At 68.1% G+C, this 14958-nt stretch carries 14 protein-coding genes; 10 read left to right on the plus strand and 4 right to left on the minus strand.

From position 1 onward, the window contains the following. Positions 1–27 precede the first annotated feature (27 nt). Genes ACP7BP_RS00115 through ACP7BP_RS00125 form a run of 3 tightly spaced genes read left to right on the plus strand, consistent with a single transcriptional unit; the run spans position 28 to position 2332 of the window. On the plus strand, positions 28–327 hold the full coding sequence (locus tag ACP7BP_RS00115; protein ID WP_426241327.1) for an antibiotic biosynthesis monooxygenase family protein: 300 nt from the start codon (positions 28–30) through the stop codon (positions 325–327). After that, complete coding sequence (locus ACP7BP_RS00120; protein ID WP_426241329.1) at positions 324–1244, plus strand: dioxygenase; 921 nt, start codon at positions 324–326, stop codon at positions 1242–1244. The genes ACP7BP_RS00115 and ACP7BP_RS00120 overlap by 4 nt, the downstream gene beginning before the upstream one ends. Next, positions 1241–2332: an iron-containing alcohol dehydrogenase gene (locus ACP7BP_RS00125; RefSeq protein ID WP_426241330.1), complete on the plus strand. Its 1092-nt coding sequence runs from the start codon at positions 1241–1243 to the stop codon at positions 2330–2332. The genes ACP7BP_RS00120 and ACP7BP_RS00125 overlap by 4 nt, the downstream gene beginning before the upstream one ends. A gap of 41 nt (positions 2333–2373) precedes the next feature. Here the strand turns inward: ACP7BP_RS00125 and ACP7BP_RS00130 are convergent, their stop codons facing one another. Further along, a complete protein-coding gene (locus ACP7BP_RS00130) occupies positions 2374–2880 on the minus strand; it encodes an SRPBCC domain-containing protein (protein WP_426241332.1) in 507 nt (168 codons plus the stop codon). 14 nt (positions 2881–2894) lie between these two features. Continuing rightward, on the minus strand, positions 2895–3212 hold the full coding sequence (locus ACP7BP_RS00135) for an ArsR/SmtB family transcription factor (RefSeq protein ID WP_426241334.1): 318 nt from the start codon (positions 3210–3212) through the stop codon (positions 2895–2897). 609 nt (positions 3213–3821) lie between these two features. On the opposite strand from ACP7BP_RS00135, the gene ACP7BP_RS00140 reads away from it, so the two are divergent. Further along, positions 3822–4016 (plus strand): methyl-accepting chemotaxis protein, encoded by a 195-nt coding sequence (locus ACP7BP_RS00140; RefSeq protein ID WP_426241336.1) that lies wholly within the window; start codon positions 3822–3824, stop codon positions 4014–4016. After that, positions 4013–4441 (plus strand): methyl-accepting chemotaxis protein, encoded by a 429-nt coding sequence (locus ACP7BP_RS00145; RefSeq protein ID WP_426241338.1) that lies wholly within the window; start codon positions 4013–4015, stop codon positions 4439–4441. The genes ACP7BP_RS00140 and ACP7BP_RS00145 overlap by 4 nt, the downstream gene beginning before the upstream one ends. A 1456-nt stretch (positions 4442–5897) precedes the next feature. On the opposite strand, the gene ACP7BP_RS00150 is transcribed toward ACP7BP_RS00145, so the two are convergent. Together ACP7BP_RS00150 and ACP7BP_RS00155 are read right to left on the minus strand one after the other, a co-directional pair. Then, complete coding sequence (locus ACP7BP_RS00150) at positions 5898–6146, minus strand: hypothetical protein (RefSeq protein WP_426241340.1); 249 nt, start codon at positions 6144–6146, stop codon at positions 5898–5900. A 169-nt stretch (positions 6147–6315) separates the two neighbouring features. Further along, positions 6316–6804, minus strand: coding sequence for an AAA family ATPase (locus ACP7BP_RS00155; RefSeq protein ID WP_426241342.1), 489 nt, complete (start codon positions 6802–6804; stop codon positions 6316–6318). A gap of 324 nt (positions 6805–7128) precedes the next feature. On the opposite strand from ACP7BP_RS00155, the gene ACP7BP_RS00160 reads away from it, so the two are divergent. The 5 genes from ACP7BP_RS00160 to ACP7BP_RS00180 all read left to right on the plus strand — a co-directional run bounded on the left by ACP7BP_RS00160 (position 7129) and on the right by ACP7BP_RS00180 (position 14949). Further along, positions 7129–10524: a LamG-like jellyroll fold domain-containing protein gene (locus ACP7BP_RS00160; RefSeq protein WP_426241344.1), complete on the plus strand. Its 3396-nt coding sequence runs from the start codon at positions 7129–7131 to the stop codon at positions 10522–10524. A gap of 166 nt (positions 10525–10690) precedes the next feature. Further along, a complete protein-coding gene (locus ACP7BP_RS00165) occupies positions 10691–12199 on the plus strand; it encodes a helix-turn-helix domain-containing protein (RefSeq protein ID WP_426241346.1) in 1509 nt (502 codons plus the stop codon). Positions 12200–12374: 175 nt separating this feature from the next. After that, positions 12375–12629, plus strand: a complete 255-nt coding sequence (locus tag ACP7BP_RS00170) for a hypothetical protein (protein ID WP_426241347.1) — start codon at positions 12375–12377, stop codon at positions 12627–12629. 62 nt (positions 12630–12691) lie between these two features. After that, on the plus strand, positions 12692–13588 hold the full coding sequence (locus ACP7BP_RS00175) for an ABC transporter ATP-binding protein (protein WP_426241348.1): 897 nt from the start codon (positions 12692–12694) through the stop codon (positions 13586–13588). Further along, positions 13585–14949 (plus strand): ABC transporter permease, encoded by a 1365-nt coding sequence (locus tag ACP7BP_RS00180; protein ID WP_426241350.1) that lies wholly within the window; start codon positions 13585–13587, stop codon positions 14947–14949. Before ACP7BP_RS00175 ends, ACP7BP_RS00180 begins: the two co-directional genes overlap by 4 nt. Positions 14950–14958 lie beyond the last annotated feature (9 nt).

Genomic DNA, 14958 nt, shown 5'->3' on the forward strand with positions numbered 1-14958 from the left:
TACCGAACTCAAAGAGGTGAACGATCCGTGATCTACGAACACGCCTACCTCCGCGTCGCGGCCGACAACCAGGCTGCCTTCGAGCAGGCCGCGCCCAAGGCCCGGGAGATTCTGCTCTCCGTGCATGGCTGTCGCGAGGTGCTCATCAACAAGTCTGTCGACGTGAGAGACCTGTACCTGCTCCGGGTGGGCTGGGACCGAATCGAGGACCACCTGGAGCGGTTCGCGACCAGTGACCAGGGCGCTGCACTGGGAGACCTGATCGGCGGCCTCTTCGCGGAGCCGCCGGTCGTCGAGCACTTCGAGGACAGGGATCTGTCCGCATGACTACCGCGACGTCGTCCCGGGCCGAACACATCGACACCTCAGACGTGGAGTCCCTTCTCGCACAGGTTCGAGCGTCCTTCGCGAAGACGCCCGACCAACGCTCCCGGGCCATCCTCGACGCGCTCGTCCGCCACACCCATGCGTTCATGCGCGAGGTCGCACCGACGCTCGAGGAGTGGCAGGCAGGCGTCGAGTTCCTCACCCGGGTCGGGCAGGCCTGCTCCGACACCCGGCAGGAGTTCGTCCTGCTCTCCGACATCCTTGGCCTCTCCATGCTGGCTGAGACCATCAACGACGCCGATGTCGAGTCCGTCACCGACTCCACTGTTCTCGGCCCGTTCCACATGACGGCCTCCCCCGTCCGTCAGCTCGGCGACAGCACGGACCTCACCGGAGTCGGCACACCGTGTGTCATCACCGGGACAGTCCGAGCACCAGACGGGACGCCACTGCCCGGCGCAAGTCTCGACGTATGGCAGTGCGACGGAGACGGCTTCTACGACGTCCAGAAGTCCGGCGAGGTGCCTGCCGGGAACGGTCGCGGCCTCTTCAGCGCGAACCAGGACGGCGACTTCCACTTCCGCACCGTGGTGCCGAGTCACTACCCGATCCCCACCGACGGCCCTGTCGGGGACATCCTCGCCGTGGCTCGCAGGCACCCCTATCGTCCCGCGCACGTGCACTTCATCGCCGGTGCCGCCGGATTCCGGGACCTGACCACCCACGTATTCGTCGCCGACAGTCCCTATCTGGACTCCGATGCCGTCTTCGCAGTGAAGGACTCCTTGGTGATGACGTTCGAGACCAGCGACGATCCTGACCTCGCCGCAGCCCACGGGCTCGCCACACCGTTCACCCATGCCCACGTGGATCTGGTCCTCGCGCCGCTCGAGACCCCTGCGGGGACCTCTCGGTGACCGCAGAATTCGTCCACTCCGAGACGAACCGGACCGTTCACTTCGGACGTGATCTGCTCTCGCAGGCCGAGAAGCTTCTCGGGGCAGACTTCGACGACCTCTACCTGATAACCACTGAACGCCTCGCTGAGCCGGTCGATGAACTTGCTCGGCGACTCGGAGTCCGGCACGCGCACACCCAGGTCGGCGCGCCCATGCACACGCCTGTCACCGCCATCGACAGGGCTCTCCATGCGTTCGACGAGAACGGCGCGGGTTCCGTGCTGGCCGTAGGCGGCGGCTCGGTCATTGGACTGGCGAAGGCGCTGGCGCGGCGGCGGCAGATACCGATTGCGGCTGCGACCACCACCTACGCCGGGTCGGAGATGACCCCCGTCTGGGGAGAGACCTCCGATGGCCAGAAGACCACCGGCCGCGACGAGAACGTGCGCCCCCGGGTCGTCATCTACGACGTCGCGCTGACCGAGACGATGCCGCTGACGGCATCGGTCGCGAGCGGCTTCAACGCCCTGGCCCACGCCATGGAGGCCATGTACGCCCGCGATGCGACACCCGTCTCCGACGCGATCGCCACGCGCGCAGTCGCCAACTTGTGCGCCTCGGTGACCACGTTCAGTGAGGTCGCGGGAGCGATTGAGACCGGCGGACAGGATGGCCATAGATCGTTGATGGTCGTGGCACGCAGCCAGGCCCTCCAAGGGGCATGGCTGGCCGGTCACGTCCTCGGTTCAACCACGATGTCGCTGCACCACAAGCTGTGCCACCTTCTCGGCGGGTCTTACAACCTGCCGCACGCCGAGACCCACGCCGTCCTGCTTCCCCATGTCCTCGCACTCTGCGCCGAGACCGCACCCGGGGTCTACAGGACCTTCGCCAACGCCCTGCAGACCGCCGCGCCTGACGCCATGCTTCACCGGGTAGCGACAGCTGCGAGGGTGCCGACGACGCTGCAGCAGCTCGGCGTCTCGGAAGACGAGCTCAACGCACTCGCCTCCCGCCTCATCGCGGACACCGGCGACCGCGGGCACTACGACTTCGACCCGTCGCTCGCGGTCACTGTGCTGCGGAACGCCTGGTCGAACCCTTGACAGCGCCCCACGCGGGAACTCCAGCCTGATGCCGTCGGACATCAACCGATCGTCGTGTCGTGGTATTCAGGGGTGAGCTCGGTCCAGCGCGCGTGCCAGGCCGAGGCAGGCGTCTGTTCCGACCAGCCGCCGACGTGTGCGGGGCCGTCGCTGGCAATCGAACGTCCGAGGTCTTCCACGTGGACCTGCCAGCCGGCGCCGTAGAAATGGAGCGCGTCGACCGGCAGCCCACGCTCCTCGACCACCAGCCTGGTCCGAGGCCCCTCCGGGGTCAACCAGACCTCGATCTGGGACTCGTCGTCCGCGCCCGGTGCCGTCGTGAGCAACAGATGGTGCGGGGCATCGCAGACCTCGACCTTCGCCGGGCCGCTCCACGTGCTCGTGAAGACGGCGTGAACCGTCCCTCCCTCGCGCAGGTCGCCGGACACGTCGGCGATCCATCGGGCAAGGCGCTCCGGCGTGGTGCACGCCTCCCACAGGTCTTGGATGTCGGTGTCGTACACCTCTTCGACGCGCACCGCTCCCCGCGTCTCGTCGAGTGCCCGCATCGTGCCGATGATCCTCATTTCCGAGCCTTCTTTCCTCGTGCGATCTCCGTGTGCAGGGCATCGAGTCGGTTCTGCCACAGCGCGCGGTATTGCTCCAGCCATTCGTCGACCTCTACGAGTGCCTCGGGGCGCAGGCTGTAGATCCTGCGTTGCGCGTCTCGGCGTACGTCGACGAGCCCGGCCTCCCGCAGAACCCTCAAGTGCCGAGACACGCCGGGTCGAGCGATCGGCAGTGCGTCGGCAAGCTCGCCCGCCGTCGCCGGGTGATCCCGCAGAATCCCCAGTACTGTCCGGCGGCTCTCGTCGGCGAGCGCCTGCAACAACGCATCCATGGGTGGAATGTACCTACACGGTTACGTAACCACAAGGGTACATTCCGGGTGGATCGGCGGCTCGAAGACGGGGAAGGCACGGCGGGTCCCTGCCGAGTACGTGCACACACTCGGCTCGTCCGTACCTGCCGCCGGGCGGATCGGTCGTCCACCGGCTCGATGGACGCAACTGCCGTTCGCCGTTCATAGAAGACCGCTGGCCGATTCCCGCCCAGTCCAGCTTCATCTCGGCCGTCGACCGATGCTCGCCGCTTCGCAGGAACTGCTCGTACCAGCCGGGTGGCAACGAGGTCGGCGACGTCGTCGTCGCTGTAGCCGTGTTTGCCCAGCTGTTTGGAGCATCCGACCCGCATCTGCTCCGCCGGTGAGACACCGCAACATGAAGCGCAGATCAAGAACGCAACACTGCCCGGTTCGAGGGCGGCCGCCAGTGGTCGCGGTGGGCGAGAACGCCACGACGCTGGCGGGTTCCAGCGAGCAGCTCTCGCAAACGGCACAGCGCCTCGGCGCTGCAGCCGAGGAGACGTCGGCCCAAGCGACCTCGGTCTCGGCGGCGACCGAGCAGGTGTCGACGAACGTGACCATGGTGTTGCGGCCGGTGCCGAGCAGATGGGTGCCTCGATCTCGGAGATCTCCCAGTCGGTCAGCGCGGTTACCCGCGTGGCCGCCTCGGCGCAGGAGACCGCGCAGGAGATGACCGCGGTGGTGGCTCAGCTCGACGGGTCCTCCGCGGAGATCAGCAGCGTGGTCGACGTCATCACCAAGATCGCCGAGCAGACTCACCTGCTGGCCCTCAACGCGTGATCGAGTCGGCCCGGGCCGGCGAGGTCGGCAAGGGCTTCGCCGTCGTGGCCAGCGAGGTCAAGGAGCTCGCCGAGCAGACCGCCAACGCCACCGCGGACATCACCGCCAAGGTCGCGGCAATCCAGTCCGACTCCCGGGCGGCGTCGACCGGGATCGACAAGATCAACAGCGTGATCCGCGAGGTGAACGACGCTCAGGTCACGATCGCCGCGGCCATCGAGGAGCAGTCGACCACGACCAACGAGATGACGCGCTCGGTCACTGAGGTCGCCAAGGGCTCGGAGGATATCTCGGCCAACATCACCGGTGTCGCGACGGCGGCTCGTGACACCTCGGCCGATGCCTCGACGACCCTGACCGCGGCCGACGAGCTCGCCACGACTGCGGCGAACCTGCGCAACCTGATCGGCGCGTACCAGGTCTGACCTTAGGTCAGGCCCCGCCCGACCCATCGCTCCGTCCGCTCGAGTACGCCAGCGCGGTCGCCCTCGTGGCGACCGCGCTGCCGGTCGTGAGGGCCTGGGGCCGGCTGGTTCGAGCCGGACGTCGAACGGGCGCGAGCTTCGGCGAGACCGCCGCGGCGGGTGGGTGATGCAGCAGGTGAACTCCTTGATTACCTCGGGTTCGTGCTCGCCGGGCGTTCCCTCATCGCGCAGCATCAGTGGAAATCGTCGAACTGCACGACACTCGCCGCCGTTGGGAGGCCCCGCGCACGATGCGTCCGCGTGGGCCGACTCGGCCGACGCGGACGCGGCGTCGTACATCCGTGCAGGGCCGACTACTTCCGGTCGCGATGCCACGACGCCAGCAGCGAACAGCCGACTGCAAGGCCTGCCGCAATCAGGAGCCACTGTGCGTACTCGGGCATCGCTCAGACCGCTCGTCGCCGGAGTCTGAATGCTTTTGCGGCCGCGTACTGCTCTGCATGCTGACGTCGCACCACCAGCGACCCACCATGGCGTGTGGCCGGGAGCCTCGCGTCCCTGGCGAGGCGCCCGACGTAGTGCGCCGAGCACCCGAGGAGGGCGCTGACCGTCGTGACATCGAGCCAAACGTCGTCGCGGTCGGGCGGACCAATCGGTTCGGGCGCCGGCCCTGCATCGCGCTGGGCCTGGGCCGCCACGCGTGCCCGCTGTCGAGCCTCGCTCCATTCGAGAGCGGAGTCGAGGTCGACGCTCGGCCGGGGGCCGTGTGGCGGGCGATGACGGATCTTGACCGCAGTGTTAAAACCACTGCACGCTGACCTGGGCAGACGTCCGCTTGGCTCCGCCTGCTCAACCTCCTCGAGCCTGGGGTTAGATCCAAGCAGGGCGCAGCCAGGGAGGAGACGTAGCCTTGGCGCCGCCTGTCGGCGCGTACCGGACGTCCGGATCTGCCGATGAGCGGACGCGGTCACAGCGGCTACGCCGAGTTGAACACTGCCCAAGCGACGAACACGCCCAGGCCCGACAAGCCCGCCAACAAGCAACCAGCGGCGACCGCAGAAGCCGCGAGCCAACGGCGTAGGGCCAACCCCGAGAACACAACTAGCATCGCCGCGCAGATGGCGCTCAGCGTTGCCCATTGCTCGAAGTCACTATTTACCCAAACGCCACGGCCGCGTGACTTGTCGTTGACCAGGAACCATGCGACAAGGGACACCGACGCCTGCACGGCGAAGGCCGCGGGTACGAGCCGACGCCAAGCATGGGTGTGGGGCGCAGGTCGCAGCGACATGTTCATCATGACGCAACGGAACCACGTGACGCGTGCTCCGCGGGCATCCGGATCTGCCGCGATGCGTGCGCACATGCCGACGAGTGGGTCCAACCGGCGGCCGTAGGAAGCGGCTGTGAGCGGCGAACCTGAGCCAAGCAGTGAACGGACGAAGCCGAACAAGTCTCAGATGTTCATCTTCGGCACGGTGATCGTCGCAACCGTCTTGCGCTTGCCAGGCCGGGAATCTGGTGCGCTGTTGTGGGTCAACTTGATCTTGCTCATCGTTGGGGTGATCGCTTCACTCTCGCTGCCATCAGGGCAAGGACCTTCGAGCGCCAGCAGAAAGAGCCCCCAGACCTGCCTCGTTGAGGACGGGTGAGCTGGCCCGCTCATCCCGCAAGGAGGGCAACCATGGTCGATAAGCGCGGTCACGACAGGACGCCACATAGTGTGGGCATGACGCTAGACAGAGGGCGCGAGTGAAGCCAGAACGCGCGTCCCGCTCCGTCTGGCCGTAGTCGTGCGGGGCGGTCTCTGTTGATCGGAAAGGGTCTGCTGCACGATCAGGTGACAGTGGAGGCTGATCCACGCCGCCTCGAAGTCATTGGCCGTGATCTTGTCTAGGGGCCAGTTCTCGGCCTCGTCCAGGCGCGCCCCTTACCGAGGAAGCCGTACTCATCCTCGTCGTGGTCGGGCCCGTAGCGAAGAGATGGCCAGCGCGAAGTTCGAGGTCTGGTACGCCCACACAGTGGGCGACGGAGTCGTGCTGGCGTAGGTCGATGACCGTACCGCCCGCGTGCCGCCACGCGTCGGTCAGCACAGCCAGTGCGGTGATCTTGCCGGTCCCCGCCGGCGCGAGCGCGAGTTGCACGCCTCGCCCTGATGCGAGCTCGGTCACGAACAGGCGTTGGGAGGTAGTCAACGGCAGTGGTGAACGGTTCATGGCTTGAGCCAGGTGGTGAGGGGCGACTACTTGTCGGCCGTGCTCGGAGGCTGCTTCAAGACGATCGCTTCGGCTCGAAGAACTCGCTGAGATGTGAAGACGTGACTTGTGAGTGGGCGTGTAGACGCTGCTGCCGTCAGAAGTCATCCTGACGATGCCGCGGATGCGAGCAGCCTGCCGAGCACGCGAGGCTTGGCGACGGGTTTCGAGGCTGTTTCGGGGTTGTTGTTCGCCTGGGCCGTACTCGATGTCGACTCCGGGCCGTACTAGGTCGACGGTTGGCCGTCTTGGTTGGGGTGTCGGCGCGGGTTGGTATCGCGTTCACTTCGCGCCGACTGACTTGGACCGTGCGCAGTCGCGCACTGACGCGGCTGGGGCGGACCTCGCCGCCGGCAGCTCGACATACCAGCGTCAAGGCTCCGTCTTGTGCTGTCCCCCACGTGGAAGGACACTGCTTTGCGTTTCTCTAGGATGACCAGGCGCGTTCGCCTGGCGACGGCTATCACGGCCACGGCTGCCGTCGCCGTGTGCGGCGTCGCGACCGCCGCCGTCGCGGGACTTCCGCTGAACCCGTTCGGCACCGCTCAGATGGGCCACCATGACAACGGTCGGATCCTGCTGAGCACCAACCAGTGGATCTCCCCCCTCGGCGACCGGACCACCTTCTCGTCTCAGTCCATGGGGGCGGCGATCAGCCCGGACGGCACGAAGGTGGCCGTGCAGACCGGCGGCACCACCAGCGGCTCGCCGGCGCTCAACGTCCTCGACGCCTCGACCGGGGCCGTGCTCCAGACCATCGCCGGCGCCGGTCTCGCCGCGCCGGTCTACTCGCCCGACGGCACGGCGCTCTACGTCACGTCGACGACGAGTGTCCGCAAGTTTGCGGTCGGCGCCGACGGCAAGGTCACCAACCCGACCGCGCCGGTGACTATCGGACTCTCCCTTCCCATCAGCATGGCGGTTTCCGCGGACGGCAAGAGCCTGTATGTCGCGGAGAACGGCACCAACAAGCTGGCCATCGTCGACACGGCGACCAACGAGGTCACCGGCGAGGTCGCCGTTGGGAACGCGCCGGACGGGATCGCGGTCGTGGGCAACCAGGTCTTCGTCTCCAACCGTGGCGGCCGCACCGCGGTAGCGGGTGACACCACGAACAACTCCTACGGGACCGCGATCGTGTCCGACCCGAAGACCGGTGCCTCCACCACGGGCACCGTCTCCGTCGTCGACCCGACCAGCATCGACAATTCGGTCACGGTTCCGGCCACCCCGGACACCTCGACCACGCCACCCGACGTCGTCAACATCGATTTCGCTGACGGCACGCCGGCCGAGCACGCGCAGAACCTGCCGGCAAAGACCTACGGCACTCCGACGATCGCCATGGACGCCGGTCTGGGCCAGAACGTCGCGACGTTCAACGGCGTCACGGATGCCTACACCTACCCGTTCGCCGACCAGTTCTCCAAGGTCTCCAAGAGCTTCACTGTCGAGTGCAAGTTCCGCTGGAACGGCGCACCGGCCCCCACCAGCGGCACCCTCGGCACCTGTGAGTCCCTCAACGGCGGCGGCATCGGGGTCGACATTCTCAACGGTCACACGACGACGTATGCACACGTCGGCGGCGGGTACAAAACGGTAGTCGACCCGAAGCCTGTGGTGCCCGGTACGTGGTACCACGTGGTCGCCACGTGGGACGGCTCGATGCTCCGTCAGTACGTCAACGGCAAGCAGGTCGCCGCGGTCGCGGCCTCCGGTGCCCTCGGCCTGCCGAACCCGGCCAATACTCGGAACTGGACCATCGGCGCCAACGCCGCTGCCACCTTCGAGGGGCCGGCGCGCGTGAGCGTCGCGGTCAGCAAGGTCTGGAGCACTGCCCTTCCGTCGTCGGGCACGGTCTCGGTGCCCACGGTCGGCAAGTTGACGGACACGATCGCCGTCGGTCTCCAGCCCACATCGGCGACCGTGCACGACGGGTCGGTCTTCGTGGCGAACACCAACGACGACACGGTCTCGGTCATCGACGCTGAGACCCACGAGGTGACGCAGACGTTCAACGTGGAGCCGCTGCCGGGCAACCACGTCGGCGCCTCGCCGAACTCGGTCACCTTCGCCGGCCCGAACACGCTTCTGGTGAGCTCGGGGTCCAGCAACGCGATCGCGCAGTACGAGTACAAGGGCCCGCGCATCCCGGTCAAGTACCTGGGTCTGATCCCGACCGACGCCTACCCCAACCAGGTGCTCTTCAACGAGAAGCTTGACAAGGTCGTCGTCAGCAACCAGCACGGCATCGAGACCGACGGCGCGCCCCAGACCTACGCCTACAAGGGCACCGTCACCTCCTTCACAGTGCCGGACGACGCCGACTTGGCCACGACCACCCGCCAGGTCTTCGTCAACAACGGGTGGGACAACGCCACGACCTCACAGGGCCGGTCGGGCAACTCCGACGCCGCAGCCGGCAAAGGGCTTCCGGCCATACCGAAGAATCTCGGGCAGCCCTCCGCGATCAAGCACGTCTTCCTGCTGATCAAGGAGAACCGGACCTACGACCAGCAGTTCGGTGACATCGCCAAGGGCAACGGCGACCCGACCAGGACCAACTTCGGCGAGCGGGTCACCCCCAACCAGCACAAGCTCGCCAACGACTTCACCCTGTTCGACAACTTCTACGACAGCGGCATGCTCTCCGCCGACGGCCACAACTGGCTCGTCCAGGCCGACAACAACGACTACCAGTACCAGAACGGTGCGTCCGCCTGGGTGCGCAGCTACCCGTACAACGCCGGCGACGCGTTGACCTACCAGCGCAACGGCTTCATCTGGGACGCCGCCCTGGCCGCCGGTAAGACGGTGAAGAACTACGGCGAGTACGAGGAGATCGGGCGCGGCTCGCGCGGCACCTGGCAGCAGTACTACGCCGCTTCGCAGATTATGGAGGGCAAGGCGACCGGTGACCTGCCGGTCTCGCAGGACCAGTTCCAGTCCTCCTCCGACGTGCCCTCGCTCAACGAGATCACCAACCCGGACTACCCCCTGTTCGACAACAACATCCCGGACCAGTACCGCGTCGATGTGTGGCTCCAGGACTTCAAGAAGGCCGAGGAGACCGGCGAGCTGCCGAACCTGACCATCATGCAGCTGCCCAACGACCACACCGGTGGCCGGCCGACCCCGGCCGCGCAGGTCGCCGACAACGACCTCGCCACGGGTCGCGTCATCGACGCCGTCTCGCACAGCCGCTTCTGGAAGGACTCGGCCATCTTCGTGCTCGAGGACGACACCCAGGCCGGCTCCGACCACGTCGACGGCCACCGCGGCCCGCTGATGATCGCCAGCCCGTACGCGAAGCGGGACGTGGTCAACAGCGAGTACATCTCGCAGATCAACCTGGTGAAGACGATCGAGCAGATCCTCGGCGTTCAGCCCATGAACCAGATGGACCGGGCCGCGCTGCCGATGTTCAGCTCCTTCACCAACACCCCGGACAACAGCCCGTTCGAGGCGGTTGCCAACCAGGTCCCGCTCACCGAGGGCGTGACCGGGCTGCTCCCGCTGACGCCGGCCGCCTCGGCGACCGCTGCCGAGGCCGCCGCCCTGGCGTCGACGACGGGCGCTCCGGTTCCCGCGGCTCCGGCCGGCAAGAGGGCCATCGCGGCGGCCTGGGGCCAGTGGTACAAGACGGTGGCCATGCCGATGTCGACGGGTCCGCACGGCCGCGTCGACGCCGTCAACCCGGCACAGATGAGCCGCTACGGCTGGTACACCAGCACCGGCTGGGCGAAGGCATACCCGGGCGACACGGAGATCCTGGGGCCAACCGAGGTGCCCGGCCGCAACGTGTTCGGCAACCTCGCAGGTGAGTGACTCCTAGCCCCACTCGGCAAGAAGCCGATGCCGGTCAGGGCCAATTCTCCCCTGACCGGCATCAGCCGTTCTGCGAGACGGTCCCGCCCGTTCGGCAGAAGTTCAGGTGGGTGCCCTTCGATCGTTCTCGGTCATTCTGGTGGCGGGTGCTCTCGGGAGTCGGTTGATGCTCAGCTCGGCGGGTGCCCTACTGCGCGCGTGGCGCACGGAGCACGGATGGTCCCAGGCTGAGGTCGGTCATCGGCTCTACGTCTCCACGGCCTCGGTCAGCGCCTGGGAGCGCGACAGCCGTCGGATCCCCAGCCTCGCGCTGGCCCAGCTCGACGACGAGTACGACGCCGGGGGCTGCCTGGTCGACCTGGTCCGCGCGATAGGGACCCCGCACGGCCACGATGCGGACGAGAACGCCCTACCCGTGACGGGGCCACGGCGCTACTGGCCACGTGTCTTCACCGGTGACGACGGACCGGCCTGGGTGTGGATCCGAGGGGTCGACCGGGCCCGTCTCGGCGGCTACCTGTTCTCCGGGCCGCTGGGCATGTCCTTCGAGCTGCCACCAGCGCCGGAGACCGCATCGGGACCCGGTGGTGTCAAGGGAGTGTTCGTGACCCTGCCCTGGTGGCCGCGGATATGGCCGCTGCACGTGGTCCTGCATCGGCCCGGATGGGTCGACTTCGGCCGGGGTGTCCCACCGGGCTGGATCGACGGCCCAGCACTGGTGACGCGCGGGGTGGACTCCCTCGAGCTCCTCGACCGCAGCCACCGGCAGGTCGACTACTTCGCGACCCGGGTCTGCGAGCTCGACAACGGCGACCCCGCGACCCTGGCCGCACGAATGCGGGGCCTGCTCGGCCACGATGTGTGGGATCGACTGGTGCGCGGCTGGCGGCACGGCTCACCACTCCCCGGGGCCGCCCATGTCAGCGGAGAGACCGCCGCGGCGGACCGGACCGGGACGGCACCAGGGATCAGGCCGCCGTCGTCGGCCGAGGAGCGCCGCGCGGCGCATCGCCGGCTGCGCGAGGGGCGCGGTCTCACCCAGGCCGAGGCGGCCGTTCTCGCCAACAAGATCCTCGGCGGCGACCAGGTCAGCGAGCACCAGATCTACAACTACGAGGCCGGGCGCCACAGCCGCATCCGCCACCTCCCGGCCGTCCTGGACCTCGCCTATGAGGCAGGCGGCTGGAGCTGCTTCGAGCCGACTCGGGTGCGCCGGGTGATGCCGGACCGGTACGAGGTCGACTTCCCCGTCTGGTGGGCCGGACCGGTGACCATCAGAATCGGTGCCGCCAAGAGCCCTGACGCCGAGGGCATCCTCAAGCTGAGCACCGACGACTGGCACAACGAGCGGCTGGTCGGATCCCAGACAGCCGGCCTCACCTACTGCCGCGTGCCGAACACACAACCGCTGCAGGTCGCCGTACCCAACCTGAGGACCGTGCGCGCCTTCATGGGCCAGGACGCCGGCGCGATCGACGCCAACCCCGACTGGCTACCGACCCCAGCCCACGCCGACGACGCTGTCCGCGCCTACCTCGCCGCGGCGATGACCCTGATCGGCAGGACCAAGGCCGACCTGGACCGAGCCCTGAACCGTGCCCTGAACCACGCCCTGGTCCCGCTGCCTCGCCCGGCCGTGCCGGAGGAGGCGGTCTCCACACTTCGCCGTATGTGAGGTCGACGCTCGGCCCTATTGCATCAACGGCTGGCCGTCTTGGCCGGGGCGTCGAGGCGGGTTTGCGTCGCGTTCACCTCGCACTGACCAAAATGGAAGCGCGCTCGCGGCACGGCCCGTGAGTGAGGGGTCCAGCGGGTCACGCCTGTCTTCCAACCGAGAGGCACCACTCTTCATGTTCAGAAACATCGCGGCGCCACGCCGTCGTGGGCCCATCGCCGCCGCGGCGGCCACCGCCGCCCTGGCCCGCGGCATCGGGGCTGCGGCCGGCGCCGGCGTACAGATCAACCCGTTCGGCACCAGCCACGTGGGCACCCAGGCTGACGGCTCGGTTCTGCGGCCGAGCAGCCAGCGGATCGCGCCGTTCGGCCAGCGCACCAAGCTGTCCTCGGCGGATCTCGGGATCGTCGGGCGTGAAAGGAAGTCATGATGGGAGACCGGTTCGCGCTCGAGGCGCGAGGCCTGAGCAAGAGGTTCGGCGAACACAGGGCCGTGGACGGTCTCGACCTGGCGATGGTCGAGGGCAGTGTCTATGGTCTGCTGGGCCGCAACGGGGCCGGCAAGACAACGCTGATGCGGATCGTGCTGGGCCTGCTGAGTCCGGACTCGGGCTCATTGCGTCTGTTCGGACAGGCGAGCGCGGTCGGCGAGATGGCGGCACGCGACGCGGTGGCGGGGTTCGTCGACGAGCCGCGCTTCTATCCCTACCTGTCCGCGCAGCGGAACCTGGAGCTCTTCGCCCGGCTCGACGGCAGCGGTTCGAGGGGCCGGCTGGCTCCCGAGGCGGCGTTGGAATTGGTCGATCTGCTTGACCGGCGTGGGGACAAGGTGGGGAACTTCTCCACCGGGATGCGGCAGCGGCTGGGTGTGGCCTCGGCGTTGCTGCGTGCGCCTCGGCTGCTGGTGCTCGATGAGCCGACCATCGGTCTGGACCCGGCGAGTGCGGCCTCGGTGCGTTCGCTGGTGCGCGACCTCGCCGACCGTGGGGTCGGGGTGCTGCTCAGCAGCCACAACATGGCCGAGGTCGACGAGGTCTGCGACAGCGTGACGATCATGCACGAGGGCCGCACGGTGTGGGAGAGCACCCAGGCCGACCTGCGTGCCGCGGTGCCGGCGCCGGCCTACCGGGTGTGGACCACCGACGACGCCCTGGCCACCACCCTGGCCCGGCAGCGGGCGCTGCTGGTCGAACCCGTCCGGCGGCGCCCCGGCATCCCGACGGTGACGATCCGTGGAGAGGACACCGATCGCGACGCCTATCTCATCGAACTGCACCGGCTCGGGGTCGCGGTACGACAGCTCGAGCCCGACGTACCGCCTCTGGAGTCGCTCTTCGCGTGTCTGACCAACCCCGAGGCAACTGACGAGAAGAGTGAAGACGCGGCATGAGCACCTATTCCGACGCCTTCGCCGATGCCGGGTCGTTGGCCAGGTCCGCGGGCAGCCCGACGCGACCCGCAGGCGTCGGCCCTGTGACCGTGACCCGGGTCGAATTGGCCAAGCTCACCGCGCAGCTGCCGCTTCGCATCGCGTTGGGCGTGTGCGTGGTCGCACCGATCGCGGTCGCGGTATTGATGCATCTGGTCGCGGTCCGTCCGGCTGACACGCTCTTCGGCCGTTGGGCGGGTACGACGGGGTTCGCGACCAGCCTGCTCGAGCTCAACTGGGTGGCCACCTACGGGGTAGCGCTGCTGGCCGGTCTGGCCGCAGGCGACATGTTCGCCAGCGAGGACCGCCACGGCACCTGGAAGTCGATCCTGACCCGGTCGGCCACCCGCAACCAGCTGTTCGTCGGCAAGGCCGTGGCCGCGACCCTGTTCGTCTGGGCCGGGTTCGTCCTGCTCGGCGCGGCGAGCATCGTGGCCAGCCTGGCCATCGTCGGCCACGACGCGCCGCTGGGGCTCTCGGGGCAGGAGATCGCCAGTGGGCGCGCTGTGGGCCTGGTCGTCGCCTCGTGGGCGCTGAGCCTGCTGCCCACCACTGCGTTCGTCGCGCTCGGGCTGCTCTTCTCCATCGTCAGCCGCAACACGATGGTCGGCATGCTGGGGCCGCTGCTGGTCGCTCTGGTCATGCAGCTGCTCGACACTGCGGCCTCGGGCCAGATCGTCCGCTCGCTACTGCTCTCCACGCCGTTCAGTGCCTGGCATGCCCTGTTCACCGACCCGATCCACACCGAGACCTTGACCTGGGCCGTGCTGATCAGCCTTGCCTACATCGTCGTCTTCGGCGGGGCGGCCTGGCTGGGTTTCCGAGGTCGCGAGTTCGCCGGCGCCGACGCGGTGCCCGCAAGCCTGCGTCGTACGACGATCCGGGTCGGTGGCACCATCCTCGCCCTGACCGCCGTCCTCGCCGGCCTGGCCAGCGTCGGGCCGACCGCGCTCTCGGCCGGGCGACTCGAGGAGTCGATCACCACCACCTTCGGCAACCTGACCGAGGTGCGCTACCACTGGCAGACCGGGCAGGCCGCCGACAGTGCGACCCCCTGGAAGGCGACCTGCAACCGTGGCCAGATCCGCCAGCTCGAGAGCGGGGGCAGCGGGCCCGGCGACGACTGGGCCTGCACCATCATCGACACCCGTCCCGAGGACGGCCTCGCCCCCACCGTCCTCGACGTCAGCCTCAAGGCCAACGGCTGCTTCACCGCCCAAGCCTCACCCGGCGCCGTCGGGCCGCTCTACGTGAACGACGAGGACGGCGAGAAATTCATCAACCCCATGTACGCCTTCGACGGGTGCCTCGGAAGCCCGTGAAGGTCCCGT

Source organism: Nocardioides sp. LHG3406-4 (genome assembly GCF_049897745.1).
In the GTDB taxonomy this organism is placed as follows: Bacteria; Actinomycetota; Actinomycetes; order Propionibacteriales; family Nocardioidaceae; genus Nocardioides.